Origin of the sequence: Pedobacter sp. MC2016-24 (assembly GCF_015223055.1) — a bacterium.
Lineage (GTDB): Bacteria > Bacteroidota > Bacteroidia > Sphingobacteriales > Sphingobacteriaceae > Pedobacter.
On sequence record NZ_JADFBX010000001.1, the window covers coordinates 62887 to 83635 of the forward strand.

Below are 20749 nucleotides of genomic sequence, written 5' to 3' on the forward strand. Positions count from 1 at the left end.
ATATGGAAAATGGCCTGTTAAAAAAAATGTATTTTAAACCTGGATTCAAAATTTTGGTTGTAAAAGGACCTGCAGATATTTCTACAATTTTAGGAGATGTTTCGGCCATCTCCATTTTGCAGGATGAGTTGGACCTTTGCCAGGGATTTTTGGCTTTTGTTAAAAATAGTACGGAATTGTTACAGGTGCTTCAACAATATGGATCTGTATTCAAAGATCAGGTTGTCTGGATTGCTTATCCGAAAAAGACATCGGGCATTGCTACAGACCTTAAAATGGAGAAGTGGAAAGAATTGGAAGATTATGAATTAAGTCCATGTGGTTCTGCTTCTATCGATGATACCTGGACTGGCATTAGAATAAAACCCATTGATCAGGTTAAAGCTTCCGGAGTTGGAAATGCCCAGATTAAAACCAATGACTTTGCAGAGTTTATCGATGTAGCGCGTAAGAAAGTGACTGTACCACCAGATCTGGCGCTTCTATTTTTGCAATACCCGCAGGCTGCTGCTTTTTTTCAAGGCCTGGCCTATTCCCATCAAAAAGAATATGTGTTATGGATTCTTACCGCAAAACAAGAAAAAACACGTACCAGCAGATTGCTCAAGACTATTGAATTGTTGCAGGTCAGTAAGAAAAATCCAACTGATAAATAAAAAAGAAAGCCCTGACAAATTTGTCAGGGCTTCTTCAATACATATACAAACTAGAAACTAAGCGTATGGAATACCATCTTTAGATGGTAAACTACTGTGACCCATTAAATACTGGTCAACTTTACGCGCAGCCTCACGACCTTCAGATATCGCCCAAACTACCAGCGACTGCCCGCGGCGCATATCACCGGCGGCAAATATTTTGGCAATGTTGGTTTGGTATTTACCTTCTTCAGCTTTTACATTCCCTCTGTTATCCAATTCAACACCCAATTTTTCAATTAATCCTTCTTTTTGAGGATGTAAGAAACCCATAGCCAGCAATACCAATTGACAAGGCAATTCTCTTTCTGTTTCTTTTTTCTCTTTAAAATTTAATGGTCTGCCTGTAGCATCGATTTCCCATTCCACATCAACTACGCGTAAAGCTTTCAGGTTTCCGTTCTCGTCCTTGATGAATTCTTTGGTATTCACTCCCCAGCCACGCTCACAACCCTCTTCATGAGAAGAAGTTACTTTTAGCAACATCGGATAGGTAGGCCAGGGCATATTTGTAGTACGGTTTGAAGCTGGCATAGGCATGATTTCAAACTGGGTTACAGATTTTGCTCCCTGACGATTTGAAGTACCGATACAATCCGATCCTGTATCACCACCACCAATTACAATCACATCTTTACCGGTTGCCAAAATGGCTTCACCATCTACCGCAAAGTTTTTCACACGTTTGTTTTGCTGCTTTAAAAAGTCCATGGCAAAATGAACACCTTTAGCCTCACGGCCAGGGGCAGGTAAATCACGGGGAATGGTTGAACCGCCAGCCAGAACGATCGATTGGAAATCTCTGAGCAAGGTATTCAATTCTACGTTTACACCTACGTTGGCATTACATTTAAATACAACACCTTCTTTTTCCAATAGTGCGATTCTCCTGGTAACCACATCTTTTTGAAGTTTGAAATCGGGAATACCATAATTTAACAAACCTCCGGGAGTATCGTCACGTTCGTAAACAACAACCTCATGCCCTGCTTTATTTAATTGTGCAGCAGCAGCCAAACCTGCAGGTCCGGATCCGATTACGGCAACTTTTTTGCCAGTACGGATCAGGGGTTGCTCAGCTTTGATGTATCCTTTATTAAATGCGATTTCTATGATGTGTTTTTCTATTTCTTCAATAGATACCGGCGATTTATTGATACCCAATACGCAAGCGGATTCGCAAGGCGCAGGGCAAATCCTTCCTGTAAATTCAGGAAAGTTATTGGTGCTCAATAAAATGGTCGATGCCAAATGCCAGTCGCCCTTATATACAGCTTCGTTAAATTCAGGGATCACATTTCCAAGCGGGCAACCCGATTGGCAAAATGGAACGCCACAATCCATACACCTGGCAGCTTCTCTATTTACTTCTTCTATTTCAAAAGCTTGTACAAACTCATTATAGTGTTTTAAACGAGCTTTAGCATCTTCTTTTAAAGGAGCAGTTCTTTCGTACTCTAAAAATCCAGTTACTTTTCCCATTTTAAACTATTGTTGAATTATTTTTAGTCGTCATTTTTTTCTTTTTTCTGGTGATCTGATGAGGCCGGTTAAACTTTAACTTTTTGAGCTCTTTTTGCCAACACTGCTTTGTATTCCTTAGGAAATACCTTAATGAAATGTGCAGATTGTGTTGCCCAGTCATTCAGTATAAATTTAGCAACGGAGCTATCGGTCAATTGAATGTGTCGTTTCAACAACACGTTAATTCTCAGTTCGTCCTGTTCGTCAAGCGGATCCAGATCCACCATCTCTTTATTGCACTTGCTGGCAAAATCACCTTTAACGTTGTAAATCCAGGCAACACCACCGCTCATACCTGCTGCAAAATTGCTTCCGGTATCACCCAAAATCAATACTTCACCGCCTGTCATGTACTCGCAACCGTGATCGCCTAATCCCTCTACTACCGCGGTAGCACCAGAGTTTCTAACTGCAAAACGCTCACCAGCCTGTCCCCTTACAAAAAGTTCACCTGAAGTAGCTCCGTATAAAGCAACGTTACCTATAATGATGTTTTGTTCAGGTACATATTTAATGGTACTCATCGGATAAATGGCAAGTCTGGCACCAGATAAACCTTTTCCAACATAATCATTTCCTTCACCTTCCAGCTGTAAAGAAATTCCTTTTGTTGCGAATGCGCCAAAACTTTGACCGGCAGAACCTTTGAACTTAAAGTTTATCGTGTCGTTTGGTAAACCCTGACTTTTATAGATTTTAGAAACCTCATTGGACAACATCGTCCCAATGGCACGATTGGTATTTTTAACATCAAATTCTTTGTATACCGGTTCTTTACTTGCTAAAGCAGGCTGTGCCGCTTTAATCAATTCGTGATCTAAAACCTCAGACAGTCCATGGTCTTGTTCTTCAGTCTGATATAAGCTCAGGCCATTGTCTGGTGCTTTAAATAAAATCGCCGAAAGATCCAGATCTTTTAATTTCCAGTCTGCTGCTTCAATTTTACGTACACTTAAGGCATCCGCTTGTCCAACCATTTCCTGGATAGTTCTGAAACCAAGTTCAGCCATGGTTTCCCTTAACTCTTCCGCAAGGAAATAGAATAAGTTCACCACATGATCGGCCTCTCCTGTAAATAGCTTTCTAAGGTTTGGATCTTGAGTGGCCACACCTACCGGACAAGTATTCAAGTGACACTTACGCATCATGATACAACCTGATGTTACCAAGGCCGCAGTAGCCACACCCCATTCTTCAGCACCCAGTAAAGTTGCAATTGCAATGTCTTTACCGGTTTTAAGCTGTCCGTCTGTTTGTAATACAACCCTGCTGCGCAAGCGGTTTTTAACTAAGGTCTGGTGCGCTTCAGCTAAACCAAGTTCCCAGGGTAAGCCTGCATGTTGGATAGAAGTTAAAGGTGAAGCACCTGTACCGCCATCAAAACCAGATACCAGAATTACATCGGCATGTGCTTTAGCTACACCTGCTGCAATCGTGCCTACACCAGCTTTAGAAACCAATTTCACATTGATTCTTGCGGCACGGTTGGCATTCTTTAAATCAAAAATCAGCTGTGCTAAATCTTCAATCGAATAAATATCGTGGTGTGGCGGCGGAGAAATCAGACCAACGCCTGGTGTAGCATGACGAACCTTTCCGATCCAGTCATCTACCTTTTCTCCTGGTAGCTGTCCGCCTTCACCCGGCTTAGCACCTTGTGCCATTTTAATCTGCAACTCATCAGCATTACTTAAATAGTAGCTGGTTACCCCAAAACGTGCTGAGGCGATCTGCTTAATTGCAGAGCGCATAGAGTCTCCGTTTGGCAGCGGTTCATATCTCAATTCATCCTCCCCACCTTCACCCGTATTGCTCTTTCCGCCAATGCGGTTCATAGCAATGGCTAAGGTTGAGTGTGCTTCATGAGAGATGGAACCGAAAGACATTGCGCCGGTAGCAAAGCGTTTTAAAATTCCTTCTATTGGCTCTACTTCATCCAGTGGTACAGACGGACGGTTGTAATTAAATTCAAACAAACCTCTGATGGTAAAGGCCTGATTGGTTTGTTCGTTAACCAGCTTAGAATACTGCTTGTAAACATTATAGTCTTTTTTACGCGTGGCATTCTGTAATAAGTGGATGGTTTGCGGGTTAAACAAGTGTTGTTCACCTTTGCGTTTCCATTTGTAATTTCCACCAGTCGGTAAAATCGGATCCGGGCGATTCGCCAGTTTAAATACACGGTTGTGCTTAATCAGTGCTTCTTTAGCAATTTCGTCCAGGCCCAGTCCACCAATTCTGGACACTGCGCCGGTAAAATAATTGTCTACTACATTTTTATGTAAGCCCAGTATTTCAAATATTTGTGCACCATGGTACGATTGTAATGTTGATATACCCATTTTAGAGAATATCTTCAATAAACCGTTGTTGATGGCATATATATAATTCTGAATTAACTTTTCAGATTTAATAGTCAATTCTTGTTCAAAACCAGTAATGGTTTCTAAAGCCAGGTACGGATTTACTGCAGTGGCACCAAAGCCAATTAAACATGCAAAATGGTGTACTTCCCAAACGTCGCCAGCCTCTACTACAATACCTACGGCACCTCTGTACCCCTTACGGATCAAGTGGTGGTGTACTGCAGAAACCGCCAGTAAAGATGGGATTGCAGCATGCTCAGAATCTAAAGCCCGGTCAGACAGCACAATTACCTGGAAGCCGTCTTCCACAGCATCCACAGCATACCTGCAAAGTCTGTCTAAACCTTTAGCCATAGCTCCAGGTTTACCATCCGCTCTAAAATAGGTTTGCAATGTTTTAGACTGGAATACACCAGTGTCAATGCTTCTTAACTTTTCGAGTTCAACATTGGTTAGTATGGGATGCTTAATGCCCACACAGTGACATTGCATGGCGTTCTCTTCCAATAAATTCCCATTGTTACCCATAAAACCAGCAAGGCTCATCACTACCTTTTCCCTGATCGGGTCAATTGGCGGGTTGGTTACCTGTGCAAATAGCTGTTTAAAGTAAGAAGACAAATGTTGTGGTTTTTGCGACAATACAGCCAATGGAATGTCTGTACCCATAGAACCTATCGGTTCTTTCCCATCTCGCGCCATTGGTTTCAGGATGAGGTCAATGTCCTCCCTGCTATAGCCAAATACTTGCTGATATTTATAGATAGATTCGTGTGACAGACCGCTGAATACCACTCTTGGATTAGAAAGCTCTTCCAATCTGATTTGGTATTGATTGATCCAGTCGGCATATGGCCTGCGGCCACAAACTTCGCGTTTGATCTCATCATCACTAATGATTCTACCCTGCTCCATGTCTACGACAAACATTTTACCTGGGGTCAGTCTGCCTTTTTCAATAATTTTGCTTTGGTCCAATGCCAGAGCGCCAGCTTCAGAGGCCATAATTACATGGTCGTCTTCGGTAATGGCGTATCTTTGCGGGCGCAGCCCGTTTCTATCTAAAGTTGCACCAATTAAGTTACCGTCAGTAAATGAAACTGCTGCAGGTCCATCCCATGGTTCCATTAATGTGGCGTGGAATTTATAAAATGCCTGTTTCAGTTCATCCATATCGTCGTTGCCATCCCATGCTTCAGGGATTAACATCATCAATACGTGTGGTAAAGAGCGGCCTGAGTGTAACAACAGCTCCACTACATTATCCAGACAACCGGAATCTGAGTTGGTCTCATCAATAACTGGTAACAATATGTTCAGTTCTTCTTGTGTAAAATAAGAAGAAGCGAATGATTTTACACTCGCACGGAACCAGTTCAGGTTACCTTGCAAAGTGTTGATTTCGCCATTATGGGCAATATATCTAAATGGTTGTGCCAGTCTCCATGAAGGAAAAGTGTTGGTGGCGAAACGAGAGTGAACCAAACCAAACGCCGAAACTACGCGTTTGTCGCTCAACTCTGTGAAGTACGAACGTACTTGCAAGGAAGTCAGCTGACCTTTATATACAATCGTTCTGGAAGAGAACGATGCAATATAAAACTCGCCGTTAATTCCTTTTACGGTATTGTTGATGGTTTTGGATAAGTAATTTTTGAACACATATAATTTACGTTCAAAGTCGGCACCTGCCTTAATCTCAAAAGGACGGCCGATAAAAACCTGTTCCATCTCAGGCTCTACAGAAAGCGCCATACTACCAATACCTTCCGTATTGGTTTGTACTTTTCTAAAACCTAAAACTTCGAGTTTCAGTTTTTCAGCTGCTCTGTAAATAATTTCTCTACATTCTTCTCTTGCTTTTACATCCTTCGGTAAAAAAAGCATCCCCACACCATAGTCTCCCGATTCATTTAAGCTGAAGCCTATTTTAAGACATTCATCATATAGAAATTCGTGAGGTATTTGAATCATGATACCAGCACCATCGCCGGTATTGATTTCAGCTCCGCTGGCTCCGCGGTGATCAAGATTTTCAAGAATGGTTATGGCGTCTGAAATAATTTGCTGCGACTTTCGGCCCTTGATGTGAGCAACAAATCCGATGCCGCAGGCATCATGTTCAAAACGCTGGTCGTATAACCCCTGGTTATCTTGTGTTAATTCCATAAGTTTCGTTTAATAATAGTTTGGTATAGTGTATTTGAGACACTAAGATACGAATAAAAAATGATGAATTATAATATTCATATATTTTTTAGGAATTATACAACATATTGTAAACGATAAACGCTGATATTTGCAATTTCACAAATTACATCGATTGAAATTGTGAGATTCGTAATTCAATTATTTAGAATTATTTTGCATAAGGGCGATCCCATTCTGTATTGCCCATTTATTTTTCTTAAAAGACTGCCAATTCTGGTTTGTCAGAAGAAAAAAATATTTACACACTCAATCAATTTAACATCAGGTATTTAACTTTTTTCGGTGTAAAAAACCAAAATAAATGTGATTTTCTTTTTTGTAGTTTAAACTCTTTTGCTACTTTTGTGGCGGGCAAGTCTTTTACGATCAGCTCCTTTTGAACTCCCCCAGGGCGGGAACGAAGCAAGGGTAGAAGGTTGTAGCGGTGCGATAAAAGGTGCTTGCCCATTTTTTCTTTTTCCATAAAGAAAAAATGGCAATTCGATTGATAATCTACATTTTTCTTAAAGAGCTCAATCTAAATCCCTAATTTAGGCCATTATTTTAATTGACAAATACTCATTAACCAATTCCTAATATTAAACAACATGAAATTTTTCATTGACACAGCTAATCTTGATCAGATAAAAGAAGCACAAGACCTTGGTGTTTTAGACGGGGTGACAACCAACCCAAGTTTAATGGCTAAGGAAGGTATCACTGGCGACGAGAATGTAATCGCTCACTATAAAGCCATTTGCGCAATTGTAGATGATAATGTTAGTGCTGAGGTAATCTCGACTACTTATGATGAAATCATTAAAGAAGGTGAAGCGCTTGCTAAATTAGATCCAAAGATCGTTGTGAAAGTTCCGATGATTAAAGATGGCGTTAAAGCAATCAAATATTTATCATCAAAAGGCATTAGAACCAACTGTACCCTGATATTCTCTCCAGGTCAGGCTTTATTGGCTGCAAAAGCAGGAGCTTCTTATGTATCTCCGTTTCTAGGTCGTTTAGACGATATTTCTACCGATGGTTTACAATTGATCGAAGATATCCGTTTGATCTTTGACAATTACGGTTATCCAACAGAAATCTTAGCTGCTTCAATCCGCGGACCATTGCATATTGTAAGTTGTGCAAAATTAGGCGCTGATGTAATCACAGCTCCATTGTCTGCTATTACTGCTTTATTGAAACATCCACTTACAGACAGCGGTTTGGCTACATTTTTAGCCGACCATGCTAAAGCGTCTGGAAAATAATATTTTATCTTCATCCCGCAAATTGCGGGATGAAGATTTCTATGCCTTTAATTTAAGGCCCCGGCTGTTGAATTTTGAAACTTATTGCCAGCCAATACAGATTTAACCAGGTTATAATCAATCTGTTCATCCGGAGCAATCAAAATCCCCCTCACTCCTGCTCCATTTGCAGCTTCAACGTCTCTCGGCTTATCTCCAATCATCACTGAAAGTTCAGGATCAATGTCATATGTAGCTATTGCCTCTAACAGCATCCCAGATTTTGGTTTGCGGCAATCGCAATCTCCGGAAACTGTTGGATGATGCTTGCAATAATAAGCATGCGTAATTTTTGCACCTTGTTCCTCAAATTTGAGTTTTAATAAATCATGCATTTCAGCTAAAGTCTCTTCCGTATAACGGTTTTGAGCGATACCACCCTGGTTGGTGATGATGATGAGCATAAATCCCTCATCATATAATCTTTTTAAAGGTTCGATCTGATATTCCAGTATACTGAAATCTTCTACCTTAGTTATGTAATCATTCATTTCGTGATTAAGGACACCATCACGGTCTAGAAATACGGCTTTATTCATGCTTTAATTTTATGAAACAAATATGGTGATATAAAATTAGTATCGCCAGATTTGTAGGCTTTTCTTAAACAAATGACCGGGTAGGCTGTTGTTATCACAACAAACATATCCTAATCTTATGCCATATATCAAAAAAAATCCAAACAATAATCAATCCGTAAATCTATTTTTTGAAGATCTGGGATCCGGACAGCCCGTTATCTTAATTCATGGCTGGCCAGTATCACACGAAATGTGGGAATACCAGGTCGCGGCAATTGTGAATTCCGGTTACCGTTGTATTGCTTACGATAGGCGTGGTTTCGGTCAATCAGATAAGCCATGGTCTGGTTATGATTATGATACGCTCGCTGCCGACTTAAATGACGTTATTGAAGCGCTGGATTTGTCGAATGTTATTCTTGTAGGCTTTTCAATGGGTGGTGGCGAAGTTGCACGTTACCTGGGTAAGTATGGCTCTTCTAAAGTGGAAAAAGCCGTGTTTGTCAGTTCAGTAGTGCCGTTGCTGCTACAGACTGAAGATCATGAAGAAGGCGTGCCTTTGGAAGTTTTTGATGGCATTATTGCCAATGTTCAGAATGACAGACCTGCATTTCTTACCGACTTCGGTAAGCAGTTCTTTAGCGAAGGTGTCTTGAATAAACCGGTAAGCCATGAAATCCAGCAATGGATGCATCAGCTGGCTGTGGTGGGCAGTCCTAAAGCAACAGTTGATTGTGTCAGGTCTTTTTCTGAAACAGATTTTAGAACCGATCTAAGCACCATTACCATTCCTGTAATGATTGTGCATGGTGATGATGATAAGGTTGTTCCCCATAAGGCGACTGGCGAACTCGCAGCTTCCTTACTTCCTAATGCTGAATACTATGTTATAGAGGGTGCACCTCACGGACTTTTCGTTACACATAAGACAGAATTGAATCATTTGCTGATCAATTTCCTTAAAAAGACATAATTTAACAATTCCCTGATCTTTGTTTTCCGTTTGATTTTTATAACTTTAGTTATGAAACAAACGGAAAGCATTCAGGAATTTTACGCGCGTGTACCTCAGGCAAATGGATTTGATTTATCAGTGAACAATGCCGGTTCCGGGCATTTTAATGTTTTTGAAAGGTCATCTTGTCCGGTAATAAGTCCCTATAGTCGTCGTGATTTTTATAAAGTATCTTTGATTATTGGTTCAGGTAAACTCCATTATGCTGATAAATGGATTCAAATTGACCAGCCCGCCCTACTCTTTTCTAATCCAATGATCCCTTACTCCTGGGAAGGAGAATCGGAAACCCAGGATGGTTGGTTCTGCCTGTTTACTGAATCATTTGTAGAACCCAATGAAAAAAAAGGTTTTTTACAGAACTCACCTTTGTTTAAAACAGGCGGTAATCCAGTTTTCTTTATCGATCCTCAGCAATTAAATGAATTGTCGGTCATCTTCAAGAAAATGCTGAGCGAAATCAATTCAGAATATGCGCACAAATACAACATGCTTCGAAATTACCTGCACCTGATTATTCATGAAGCAATGAAAATGAGGCCAGTTGCGCAGTTTGAACAACATGGTAATGCTTCTTCACGTATCACTTCCCTGTTTCTTGAATTATTAGAACGGCAATTCCCAATTGATACGCCAGAATCGGCCTTAAAATTAAAAACAGCCAATGATTATGCGCAAAATTTATCCGTTCATGTCAACCATTTAAACCGTTCGGTGAAAGAAATTACCGGCAAGACAACCACTGCACACATTGCTGCAAGAATTGCCCTTGAGGCACAAGCTTTATTGCAGCATACCAGCTGGAATGTGTCAGAGATTGCTTATAGTCTTGGTTTTGAATACCCTGCTTATTTTACCAATTTTTTCAAAAAAAATACTGGAGCTTCACCCAATGAATTGAGAAATCTGATTGTTTGATTTTTATAATTATTCATTTGCATGTATTAGAACCTACACGTCCTATTTATTGCTATTTACGATGTTACGAATCATGCCTTTAAAAATAAAAGCATGAAAAGGCAATACGGAGTACCAGTATAGCCGCCCCGATATTCCGAGTGGCCGGAAAGTCGCTGTTTGGATCAGTATATTTTGTTCATCTATTTTGAATTCCAGCCATGCCTCGCCGGGCAATTTCATTTCAGCGTAAAGTAACAGACGCTTTTCTTTTTTATCTGCTAAAATTACCCGCCAAAAATCAATCACGCTTCCAGTTGCCAGCGCATTTAAACTTGTCCTTCCCCGTTGTAGTCCAACGCCTCCAAATAATTTATCCAGAAAACCCCTGATATCCCAAAGCCAGTTTGCATAATACCAACCGGTTACTCCCCCAATAGACCAGATGTTTTCAAGTACCCTTTCTGTATCGTCCACTTTCATTTTGCGAATGTCTTTGAAACAACCACGTTGCGGTACTTCAACCAGATTGCTAAATCCATTGTTATAGGCTGTATTGTTCATCGCATCACGCCAGCTGGATATCACCTGGTTTTGTTCAATTTTGCCAAAAGCCAATTCAATAGCCTGCTCATAATTTATAGGATGGATCTGCAGGTTTTCAGCCAGGTCATTGGGTTCGGCCACTACGTCTACTTTCATGCTTTCTACTAAACTGCTGGCAAGTGGGTATGAAGTGGACGTCACAAAATAAAGCCAATACGATGACAATTTTGGTGTCATAACCGGAACCGTGAAAATTTTCCTTTTAAGTCCACGTACCTTAGCAAATCGCAATAGCATTTGTTTATAAGTCATCACATCCGGTCCGGCTATGTCATAAGCCTGATTAAAAGTGTATTTTTTGAACATGACAGCAGCAAGAAAGCGGATAACGTCACCGATTCCAATAGGCTGGCATTTTGTATTTAACCATTTTGGGGCAATCATCACAGGCAATTTCTCTACAAGATCCCGGATGATTTCGAAACTTGCACTACCCGATCCAACAATAATTCCTGCACGCAAGGTAGTCAGCGCATAGCTATCCGATTTCAACGTCTGTTCTACTTTTAAACGAGAACTCAAGTGCTTTGATAAATGTACACTGTTTACAATCCCACTTAAAAATATGACTTGTTTTGCATGTGTAGCTGCTATACGCTCTTTAAAATTTGTCGCTGTGATCAATTCTGCTTTAGAGAAATCATCTTTGGCATTCGACATAGAGTGCATCAGATAATACACAACGTCGATATGGGTAGGTATATTCTGAAGTGTTTCTTTTTTCATAAAATCCACTTCTATGATCTCTATGCCTGTTCCACCGAATTTCGACTGATCAAATCGGTTCTTATCCCTCACGCAACAGATAATCTGATGTTTGTTTTCCAGCAAAACTGGCAGTAGTCTTTGCGCAATATAACCTGTAGCACCAGTCAGCAGTATAATCATCTTTTGAGGAATAATTTTGTTTATTTCTACTAACTTACGCAATTCGCTGTAATTACGCTAAACCAGTATTTTTTACCTCTACACCATAAAATACTTCAGGTCGGTAAATGGCTTCGGTTTTATTTAATGAGGTGTAGTTTGCTATATTTTAATATTTTTTGCGTTATTGATACAATGCATTATCTTTACACTTAAAAGCTGTCGTTAAGGTTTAATCCTGTACGCTCCTCACTGTCGGTGGCTTATGGAATATAATTTGCCGATACTTAATGATTTCAGAGGAGCTAAAACTAAAAATTTTCATAAAAACTGGTTTAAAAGTCATTACTCCCAGGGATTGTTCGAACATTGCAAGGCAGATTCATGCAGCTACAAACCGATACATCAGCACCAGTACTATTAAACGCATTTTTGGATTTGCACGTATACAGTTCCGTTTTTCCAATTATACCTTCACTACACTTGAAATATTTGTCAACCCAAAAACTGACATTCACCTAACTTTAAATAAGGATTCAAATCTTTGTATTTTCAATGATCCGCCGTATCTTGAAGATCAGATTTTAGCGGGAAATATGAAAATAGGAACAGTGATTAACCCAGAATGGTTTCATACTTCGCTTCTAAAAGATAACCGCTGCTTATACGCTGAACAGTTGGTTTTTGTGGCGATTGAATTGATGACGACTCATCATGATGATTCTTTACCTGTTTTTGATAACGGTAAATGTATAGGAATTATATATTTAAAAAATTTACTCGAATTTATTGACATGGACAATCCTGATCAGAGTTTACGCTATCACAGGCTAAACTTTGATCTACAAAGTGCATTGATCGCTCTTCAACGAATTGCGGATGTCAAGTAATTTTATAGTGTTATTTATCAGCTTTTTATAGGTTTTAGGTGATAAATATTCAAATATATTGTGTGCAAATTAACGGAATGTGATTTTTTTTTCTACCTTTGCAGTCCTTTAAAAAAGGAACGATTCCGTAGCTCAGCTGGTAGAGCATTACACTTTTAATGTAGTGGTCCTGGGTTCGAATCCCAGCGGGATCACAGAGAATAGCAACAAAACGTATAGAAGCCTGCAAGTCAGTTGATTGCAGGCTTTTTTTTTATGAGCTTTCTAAGACGAGCAATCGACAGCATACAAAGACAATTCATTCTTACCATTATCAATTTCTCCTTCAAATTGGAAACCTAATTTTTTCAAAAGTTTTATGGAATTTATGTTTTCTTTTATTGTTGTTGCAAGAATGCGGGGATGAGCATGGCTTTTTCCCATACAATTTAATACAGCCGACGTCGCCTCAAAAGCATATCCCTTGTTACCAAATTCTGATAGAAAGGCAAAACCGATATCATAATATTCCAGATAATCACGTTTAATGAATGTCACCACACCTATTGGCGTACCTGTTTCTTTGAATTTTACAACCCAATAATTCACATCGGAGCTGTCAATTATTTTTTGAATATATAATTTGGCGTCCTCAGCTGTATTTATGTTCCTGTTGCCAATAAATTTTATCCATTCGGGAGTATTGACCAGCTGCATGATAAATTGATGGTCAGCTAAATTTAATTTATTGATTACAAGCCTTGTCGTTAAATAACTATTTTCCATATGTTGTCTAATATCAAGTGCATGCGATGCGCTAAGGGACCTTCGGTCAAAATTACCCTAAATATGCTTAAACCTAAGCGCAGAAAAATGCTTTTTTATTTATTGGCGATTTTTTAGCCTGGAAAATCTCTTCGCACCCCATTAAACTATCGCAATACGATGTGAAAATAGGTGCCAGCCAAACTTTAAACCGACTTCAGTCGATAGAAATATCAGAGTTCTGAAAAAAAATACAGCCATATGCTGTAAGAAATTCAGAAACATAATCATTGTACCCGTGTTATAAAACAAAAAATAACATCACTATGGAAAACAATCAGCAATCAAAAGATCAGCAAAAAAGCAAAAGTCAGGACAACACTTATACACCTGGAGAAACCAAATTTGCAGACGGTGAAGGCACCAACCTCGATAAACAAACAGAAGACCAAGACCACCTCAAAGATGAGCACAGCAAAGGATCAAAAAACGAAAAGACATCCGAAGGAAAAGCAAAATTTGAAAATCCGGACGACGATCCAGCATAAAAAATGTGCTAGTTTACCAGGGGAGTTCCCGGGTAAATAAAATAAGATCCGCTCATAAATCATCCAGCCCAGATTCCAACACCAAATAGCTTTCATTTCCCATATATCTGCCAGTCTTAAATCGCTAATAATCAGCAAACAAAAAAAGGCTCTTAGTAGCATTCCAGGTATTTTGTTTATTTTTTATAAAATTTCCTTTTACAAAACCATATTCATACCTTTCGAGTCTAATAAATAATCACGTCTGGTGAGTCTAGATTAAAACCTTAACCTGTCATTCAACATGTCATTTAACTCGCACAAATTGCTACAAAAACAAAAAAAAAACATCCTTGAGCTTTGGATGAAAAACCAACTGGCAGATGAAGGCCTTCGTGAAGACCTGATCAGCAATGAAGACCTGAGAGCTCAGTCAGAAGAACTCATTTCATCACTAGTTAATAACCTGACCTCTGACGACATGGAAGATCTGGACGGCGACAATTGGAATCCGGTGATAGAAATTCTGGGCGGAATTGCCATTACCAGGGCAAGACAAGGATTTAGTCCAAGAGAAACAGGCCGGTTTGTATTTTCCCTAAAAGACGCATTATTAACCGTTCTACAAAAAGAAATCGCGGATGCTAAAACACTATTCGAAGAATCCAGTAAGATCAGTCGGGTAATGGACAACCTTAGTATTATCACTTTTGAAACGTTCATCAAAGGTCGCGAAGAAGTTATCTTAAGACAAACAGATGAAATTGCCGAAATATCCACACCAGTTATCCGCGTTTGGGATGGCATTCTTGCCCTACCTATCATAGGAACACTGGATAGTTCCAGAACTCAAATCGTGATGGAAAACCTCCTTCAGGAGATCGTAGAAACAGGTTCCAGCATCGCCATCCTGGATATCTCAGGCGTACCTGCCGTAGATTCACTAGTGGCACAACACCTGATCAAAACAGTAAGTGCAACCAGACTGATGGGCGCAGAATGTATCATTAGTGGTATCAGACCAGAAATCGCGCAAACTGTCGTGCATCTTGGCATTGACCTATCCAACATCATTACCAAAGCAAGTCTGGCAACGGCCCTCGCCTATGCGTTTAAAGTGCTCAGGCTGGAAGTTAAGAGAACAACAATCACTAAAAACTAAAATATACTGTTATGGATAAAATTCCTATTCTTAGGATGGGAAACTTCCTGCTGGTCACGATACAAGTAGATCTATACGACCGGCTGGCGCTAAACCTGGAAGCAGATTTGGTGCAAATGGTTAGTAAAACCAATGCAAGAGGTGTTTTAATAGATATTTCCGCTGTATCCATAGTCGACTCCTTCATGGGTCGCATCATCGGAAATATCGCAAGCATGTCAAAAATCATGGATGCTGAAACCGTAGTAGTCGGTATGCAACCTGCTGTAGCCATTACACTTATAGAACTTGGACTCCCCTTAAAAGGCGTCCATACCGCACTAAATGTAGAACGCGGCATGGATCTTCTGAAATCTATGATCGGCACCACCGAAGAGGAACCCGAAGAAGAACAAGACGATGATTATCTCACTGAGTAAAGATAATATCCAAGTCATCAGGGAACAAGACGTCGTTTTATTGCGCAACCGTGTAAAAGAAGTGGCAGTTAAGATCAAAATGGGACTTGTCAATCAAACCAAGCTCATCACAGCTGCCAGTGAACTGCTGCGCAACATGCTGCGCTATGGCGGTGGTGGCTTCTGCCTGATCGAAATTGTTTCAAAAGGCAGAGACAACGGCGTAAGGCTGACCTTCACCGACAAAGGACCCGGTATCCCCGATCTATCCCTTGCCATGAAAGACGGTTACTCAACAGGGAGAAGTCTGGGACTCGGTCTCCCGGGTGCTAAACGACTCGTCAATGAATTCGATTTGAAAAGTAAAGTAGGAGAAGGAACCACAGTGATGATTTTAAAATGGGCCAATGGTTGATGCAACACATATCAGCTTCATGGCAAACGACAGAAGCTATTTTTCGATACTCAAAAAAGACATACATCGCCTGGCTGAAAATGCGGGCCTAAGTAAATTAAGGATTTCCGAGCTGGACATCATCGTCGCCGAACTCACCAGTAACCTATTTAAATACGGTGAAGGCGGTGAAATCCTATTCGGTACCATCCAAAACGGCGATGCCCCCTACATCGAACTCATCTGTATCGATTCAGGCCCTGGAATGCACAATGCAACCAGAATGCTGGTCGATGGCGTATCTACAGGCAACACCATGGGACACGGTCTGGGCAGCATCAAACGCTTATCAGACACTTTCGACATCTACTCCCAGGTTGGATGGGGAACCATTGTACTCAGCCGGATTTACGTCAAAGGCAAACCACAAAAAAACTCAGCCATAGTTATCCGCCCGCTTGTACTTTCAAAACCTGGAGAAACCACCAGCGGCGACGGCGTTATTTACAAAATAACCAAAAACGGTATCAAGCTCATGCTATGCGACGGACTCGGCCACGGCCCGGAAGCCAACAAAGCCATCAATGAAGCAGCAGCCTCGTTCCGGGTATTTCCGGACACTAGTCCAACAGAAACTTTGAGATTCATCCACAGTTCTATTAAAAAAACACGGGGCATGGTTGCAAACGTCGTAAACTACGACATCGAAAACAAACGTTGGAGCTCAGCAGGCATTGGAAACATCGCCGCAAGATGGCTTGGCCCGGGCACCAGCAAAAACCACATGAGCTACAACGGAATAGTTGGGCACAACATACCCGGCAGCATGAATGACCAGCAATACAACAGCGATGAATACAACCAGTTGATCTTATGTTCAGACGGCATCAAAACCAGATGGGAAATGAGTAAATATCCAATGATTCAAAAATGTGACCCATCAATTCTATGCGCGGCACTCTACAAAGACCAGGCACGCAGAACCGATGACATGTCCATCATCATCATTAAAATTAACTAAGATGACAGAAATTCTTACCATATCGCTTGAAAACGAGATGGACCTGGTGTTGGCCCATAAAAGATCCATGAAAGTCGCAGAAAAACTCGGCCTCACCATCGCCACCCAAACCACCTTTGCAACCGCTGTGTCTGAAGTCGCCAGAACTGTCATCGATTACACAAACAACGGGCTGTTGAACATCTATATAGACGGCGCCATCCCCCGCTTCAGCCTGATGGCCCAAATCATCTTTAACAGCGAAGCCCGATTAACCAAATCTGATGAAGGGTTTTACTACGCACAAAAACTGGTTCCAGAATTTGAAATGAGTAGCTCCGGTACAGATCATTTCATTACCATGCGCATCGGCCTTCCCCGATTCCTCAAACTGGATCAGCTAAAAATCAATTTACTTAAAGCGTTTTTTGAAACAGAAGAACCCATCAACGCTTACGAACAAATCAAATACAAAAACAGCGTACTCCATAAAATTACCGGAGAACAAGAAATAGAAATCAAACGGGAAAGAGAAATCAACGAAAAGAAAAACGAATTCATCTCCATTGCCAGTCACGAAATCAAAACCCCGATAACCATTGTTAAAGCCTACGCGCAAATGCTCAAAATGCTGCGATCCGAATGCAGCGACAAAGCCAATGAAATCATAGACAGGTTAAACGGACAAACCAATAAACTAAGCTATTTGGCCAACCAGCTTATGGACGTTTCCAAAGTTGAAAATGGCAAGCTGCAATACAACTTTGAACCTACTAAAATTAATCAATTTGTAGGTGAGGTTCTGTCTGTACTCAAACATGTTTATCCAGGAAATGAACTGGAGTGGAACAATTGCGAGGAAACGGAAGTCAATCTTGACAAACTACGCATGGAACAGGTACTGACCAATCTGATTGGAAACGCATCCAAGTATTCCACACCAAACTCAGCTATCAAAATAACAGGAACCTTAGCCCAGGAACAGATCACAATTGCTGTCATTGACAAGGGAATAGGTATGTCTGAAGAAAATGTGGAACGCATATTTGAGAAATTTTACCGGAACAAAGAAATCACAGACAGCCACCCAGGACTTGGAATGGGGCTGTACATCACCTCCAAAATCATCAATGGCCACGGCGGGAAGATTTGGGTTGAAAGTGAACAGGGAAAAGGTTCAGCCTTCCATTTCACCATTCCCCTAATTACACCAGGCAAAAATTAATCCGATTTAAGAACAGAGGCAAAATACAAAACAAATGCAGTTTTTTTAGCAGAAGATAATGAAGGGATCGGCGCGCCTGCTTCTTTGCCTGGTCAAAGTGCGTCAGCATTAGTCTTCACAAACAAATTTGCCATATTCATGCCCCGATCAGCGCCGATGGTGATTAATTTAAATTTTTAATGCCAATAGGGTTAAAAAATCACTCAAAATCATATGCCGAAAACAACCAATGATGTAAAACAAGGGAGATGAAAACATTGTTATAAAAGAAAAATTCCTATGAAAAACAGAAGGATGATAGTCATTCTCTTTAAAATACCGCATGAAGTATTTGTTACTTTATAAGCATAAAACCTTAAATCAGATAACATATATTGAAACCTTTCAAAACTACCTCAGTAAAAACAACTGCCCTGGCTCCTCTTCTTTTTGAGAAAATGGCGGTCGTATTGATTTCAGCACTGTTTCTGTGTTCCTGTGGAAATACCAGCAATTCAAATAAGAATGTTCAGATTGGAGATACAACCAACAGCAGGTCACAAAGCAATACCATTCTACGTTCGCTTGATGATGGATTAACATTGATTTACACCGTTTCCCTGAAGGGTGGCGATCAGTTTAGCATAGGTGCTTTTCACGCTTCGGCGCATGATAAGTATTTTCTGGATGGAGATACAAACACAGTTGTAGCCCAATTTGTTAGCGGCAAAGATTTAAAAACTGACACCCTACTAACTAATGAATTCACCTATACGGAAATCGACTCAAGCAGTTTGACCAACCAGAAGATAAATGGCAAAGCATTTCAGTTGCTCACCATTAAAGAATCTTTCAAAGGCCAGGCAATTACTTCCAGGACAATCAATTTTATTTTAATTGACCCAAGCACAAAAAAGCATTACATCTTACAATATCAAGGCGAACCCTCACTACGCTGCGAGGTTTGCATCGATGGTGCTTTTCTAGAAAACGAAGCCCTGGAAAGTGTTCCGGAGATTAAAACGATCTTGTATGCTTATGCCCGGAAAAGCAAATTGATTTACAGAACCGAGACAGCGGCGGAAAAAAATCCCAGGCACATGAAAAACTACGAATTGAAATGGGATCAGGACAACAAAGCTGATAACCACCTTGCCAACGGGCATTCTGGAATCCCAGACACAATTTACAGTACCTATTATAAGGACGATCTCATGAAATTCACCGAACAAAAAAATGGGGAACCAGTAACCATAGAAGATAACCGGTTCCTAGTCAGCTCGTATTTCAGAGGAAACCTACTGGGTTTCGATAAACAAAAGAAACTGTTCTTTCCCATTTTTATTGAGAGCTGTGTCACAGGGTGTAATAAAACCATCAGGTTCATTTCCTCCGGACGCCTGGAGGTAATATACGACGAAGACAGTAGAAAGGAAGTGTATACGATTGATCTCAATGCGATTAAGTTCCTTTAATCTTCAGTTAAACTGCTAAAATTCCAAGCGGAAATCATTTTTTAGATAAAGTAGCTAATAATTCGTCTAGGAAATTCAATGTCATGGTAAATCCTCCTTGGAAACCCATTTCAATCATTTTTTCCATACGCTCCAGCGAATCATTTTTAATTGTAATACTCACTTTTGTCTTTCCATTTTCTTCGCTAAAGCTGAGATCCCAGTCAGAACCTGGCAAATCAGGCTTTTCATCTTTGTCTGCAAAAGCATTCAAATATTTAAAATTGGTTTTTGGAGTAACAGCAGTGTATTGCTGAATCGACCAATGCTCCTCTCCCTCCGGACTTACCATGGCATAAAATCTTCGTCCGCCAGGTTCAAAATTCATCACTTTTGTTTTCGACGACCAAGGTTTTGGTGCCCACCATTGATCAAGAATTTCTTGTTTAGTAAAAGCATCCCAAACCAGCGAAAGGTCAGCATCAAATTCTTTGTTTACAAATACCGTTTTTTTTGCCTTGTCAACGGTAAAATCAAATAATAAATTGTTCATTTTTTCTGTTTTTTAAGAGTTAGTAGTACGTTGTCTAATTGGTTAAACCGGCTCTCCCAAATGTTTCGGTACTGGTCTAACCATTTATCTATTTCTTTCATTTTTTCAATTTCAAGCGTATAGTAGATTTCTCTACCCTGGTACTCTTGTTTTACAAGATCACATTCTGAAAGAATGCGTAAATGTTTTGATACTGCTTGTCTAGTTGTATTAAAGTTTTCCGCAATGGCATTGGGTGTCATAGCCTGCAGTGCTATTAAGGCGATAATAGCCCGTCTTGTTGGATCCGCAATAGCTTGAAATACGTCTCGCCTCATTTGTTTAAAGATTTAATTAAGAAACTAATCGGTTGCAAATATATATGCAACCTTTCAGTTTCGCAAATGTTTCTTAATTTTTTTTACTGTTGGGGAAAATTGACATGGATAAAAA

The 20749-nt window shown here is 40.2% G+C and carries 19 protein-coding genes, 1 tRNA gene and 1 other RNA gene; 14 read left to right on the forward strand and 7 right to left on the reverse strand.

Annotated features, from left to right (window positions below; all coding sequences use genetic code 11):
- Positions 1–2: 2 nt before the first annotated feature.
- Positions 3–656: a YdeI/OmpD-associated family protein gene (locus IM797_RS00275; RefSeq protein ID WP_194125093.1), complete on the forward strand. Its 654-nt coding sequence runs from the start codon at positions 3–5 to the stop codon at positions 654–656.
- A gap of 57 nt (positions 657–713) precedes the next feature.
- On the opposite strand, the gene IM797_RS00280 is transcribed toward IM797_RS00275, so the two are convergent.
- A complete protein-coding gene (locus IM797_RS00280; protein WP_194125094.1) occupies positions 714–2180 on the reverse strand; it encodes a glutamate synthase subunit beta in 1467 nt (488 codons plus the stop codon).
- Positions 2181–2248: 68 nt separating this feature from the next.
- On the reverse strand, positions 2249–6757 hold the full coding sequence (gene gltB, locus IM797_RS00285) for a glutamate synthase large subunit (protein WP_194125095.1): 4509 nt from the start codon (positions 6755–6757) through the stop codon (positions 2249–2251).
- A 391-nt stretch (positions 6758–7148) separates the two neighbouring features.
- Between gltB and ffs the strand changes: the two genes are divergently transcribed.
- Together ffs and fsa are read left to right on the forward strand one after the other, a co-directional pair.
- Positions 7149–7248: signal recognition particle sRNA small type (ffs, locus tag IM797_RS00290), an RNA gene on the forward strand.
- A 138-nt stretch (positions 7249–7386) separates the two neighbouring features.
- Positions 7387–8046 carry a fructose-6-phosphate aldolase gene (fsa, locus tag IM797_RS00295; protein WP_194125096.1) on the forward strand — a complete coding sequence of 220 codons (660 nt, stop codon included), beginning with the start codon at positions 7387–7389 and terminating at the stop codon, positions 8044–8046.
- A gap of 47 nt (positions 8047–8093) precedes the next feature.
- On the opposite strand, the gene IM797_RS00300 is transcribed toward fsa, so the two are convergent.
- A complete protein-coding gene (locus tag IM797_RS00300; protein WP_194125097.1) occupies positions 8094–8624 on the reverse strand; it encodes an HAD-IIIA family hydrolase in 531 nt (176 codons plus the stop codon).
- A 118-nt stretch (positions 8625–8742) separates the two neighbouring features.
- Between IM797_RS00300 and IM797_RS00305 the strand changes: the two genes are divergently transcribed.
- Positions 8743–9579: an alpha/beta fold hydrolase gene (locus tag IM797_RS00305; protein ID WP_194125098.1), complete on the forward strand. Its 837-nt coding sequence runs from the start codon at positions 8743–8745 to the stop codon at positions 9577–9579.
- Positions 9580–9630: 51 nt separating this feature from the next.
- Entirely contained in the window at positions 9631–10539 is a 909-nt protein-coding gene (locus tag IM797_RS00310) for an AraC family transcriptional regulator (protein WP_194125099.1), read from the forward strand.
- 42 nt (positions 10540–10581) lie between these two features.
- On the opposite strand, the gene IM797_RS00315 is transcribed toward IM797_RS00310, so the two are convergent.
- The gene (locus IM797_RS00315) at positions 10582–12012 is read right to left on the reverse strand and encodes an SDR family oxidoreductase (protein WP_194125100.1); all 1431 of its coding nucleotides are present in this window, start codon (positions 12010–12012) and stop codon (positions 10582–10584) included.
- Between the two features lie 269 nt (positions 12013–12281).
- On the opposite strand from IM797_RS00315, the gene IM797_RS00320 reads away from it, so the two are divergent.
- Together IM797_RS00320 and IM797_RS00325 are read left to right on the forward strand one after the other, a co-directional pair.
- Positions 12282–12881 (forward strand): CBS domain-containing protein, encoded by a 600-nt coding sequence (locus tag IM797_RS00320; protein ID WP_194125101.1) that lies wholly within the window; start codon positions 12282–12284, stop codon positions 12879–12881.
- 121 nt (positions 12882–13002) lie between these two features.
- Positions 13003–13075, forward strand: a tRNA-Lys gene (locus IM797_RS00325).
- A gap of 70 nt (positions 13076–13145) precedes the next feature.
- Here IM797_RS00325 and IM797_RS00330 read toward each other — a convergent pair.
- Positions 13146–13646 carry a GNAT family N-acetyltransferase gene (locus tag IM797_RS00330; RefSeq protein WP_194125102.1) on the reverse strand — a complete coding sequence of 167 codons (501 nt, stop codon included), beginning with the start codon at positions 13644–13646 and terminating at the stop codon, positions 13146–13148.
- A 305-nt stretch (positions 13647–13951) separates the two neighbouring features.
- Between IM797_RS00330 and IM797_RS00335 the strand changes: the two genes are divergently transcribed.
- From IM797_RS00335 to IM797_RS00365, 7 genes are all read left to right on the forward strand, one after another.
- Positions 13952–14173, forward strand: a complete 222-nt coding sequence (locus tag IM797_RS00335; protein ID WP_194125103.1) for a hypothetical protein — start codon at positions 13952–13954, stop codon at positions 14171–14173.
- Positions 14174–14456: 283 nt separating this feature from the next.
- The gene (locus tag IM797_RS00340) at positions 14457–15314 is read left to right on the forward strand and encodes an STAS domain-containing protein (RefSeq protein ID WP_194125104.1); all 858 of its coding nucleotides are present in this window, start codon (positions 14457–14459) and stop codon (positions 15312–15314) included.
- An 11-nt stretch (positions 15315–15325) separates the two neighbouring features.
- Positions 15326–15733, forward strand: a complete 408-nt coding sequence (locus tag IM797_RS00345) for an STAS domain-containing protein (RefSeq protein ID WP_194125105.1) — start codon at positions 15326–15328, stop codon at positions 15731–15733.
- Positions 15714–16127, forward strand: a complete 414-nt coding sequence (locus IM797_RS00350; protein WP_194125106.1) for an anti-sigma regulatory factor — start codon at positions 15714–15716, stop codon at positions 16125–16127. The genes IM797_RS00345 and IM797_RS00350 overlap by 20 nt, the downstream gene beginning before the upstream one ends.
- A 19-nt stretch (positions 16128–16146) precedes the next feature.
- A complete protein-coding gene (locus IM797_RS00355; protein WP_228098658.1) occupies positions 16147–17127 on the forward strand; it encodes an ATP-binding SpoIIE family protein phosphatase in 981 nt (326 codons plus the stop codon).
- Between the two features lies 1 nt (position 17128).
- The gene (locus IM797_RS00360; protein WP_194125108.1) at positions 17129–18331 is read left to right on the forward strand and encodes a sensor histidine kinase; all 1203 of its coding nucleotides are present in this window, start codon (positions 17129–17131) and stop codon (positions 18329–18331) included.
- A gap of 374 nt (positions 18332–18705) precedes the next feature.
- Complete coding sequence (locus tag IM797_RS00365) at positions 18706–19785, forward strand: hypothetical protein (protein WP_194125109.1); 1080 nt, start codon at positions 18706–18708, stop codon at positions 19783–19785.
- Positions 19786–19819: 34 nt separating this feature from the next.
- On the opposite strand, the gene IM797_RS00370 is transcribed toward IM797_RS00365, so the two are convergent.
- Both IM797_RS00370 and IM797_RS00375 read right to left on the reverse strand, forming a co-directional pair.
- Entirely contained in the window at positions 19820–20317 is a 498-nt protein-coding gene (locus IM797_RS00370) for an SRPBCC domain-containing protein (protein WP_194125110.1), read from the reverse strand.
- Positions 20314–20634 (reverse strand): helix-turn-helix transcriptional regulator, encoded by a 321-nt coding sequence (locus tag IM797_RS00375; RefSeq protein ID WP_194125111.1) that lies wholly within the window; start codon positions 20632–20634, stop codon positions 20314–20316. The genes IM797_RS00370 and IM797_RS00375 overlap by 4 nt, the downstream gene beginning before the upstream one ends.
- Positions 20635–20749 lie beyond the last annotated feature (115 nt).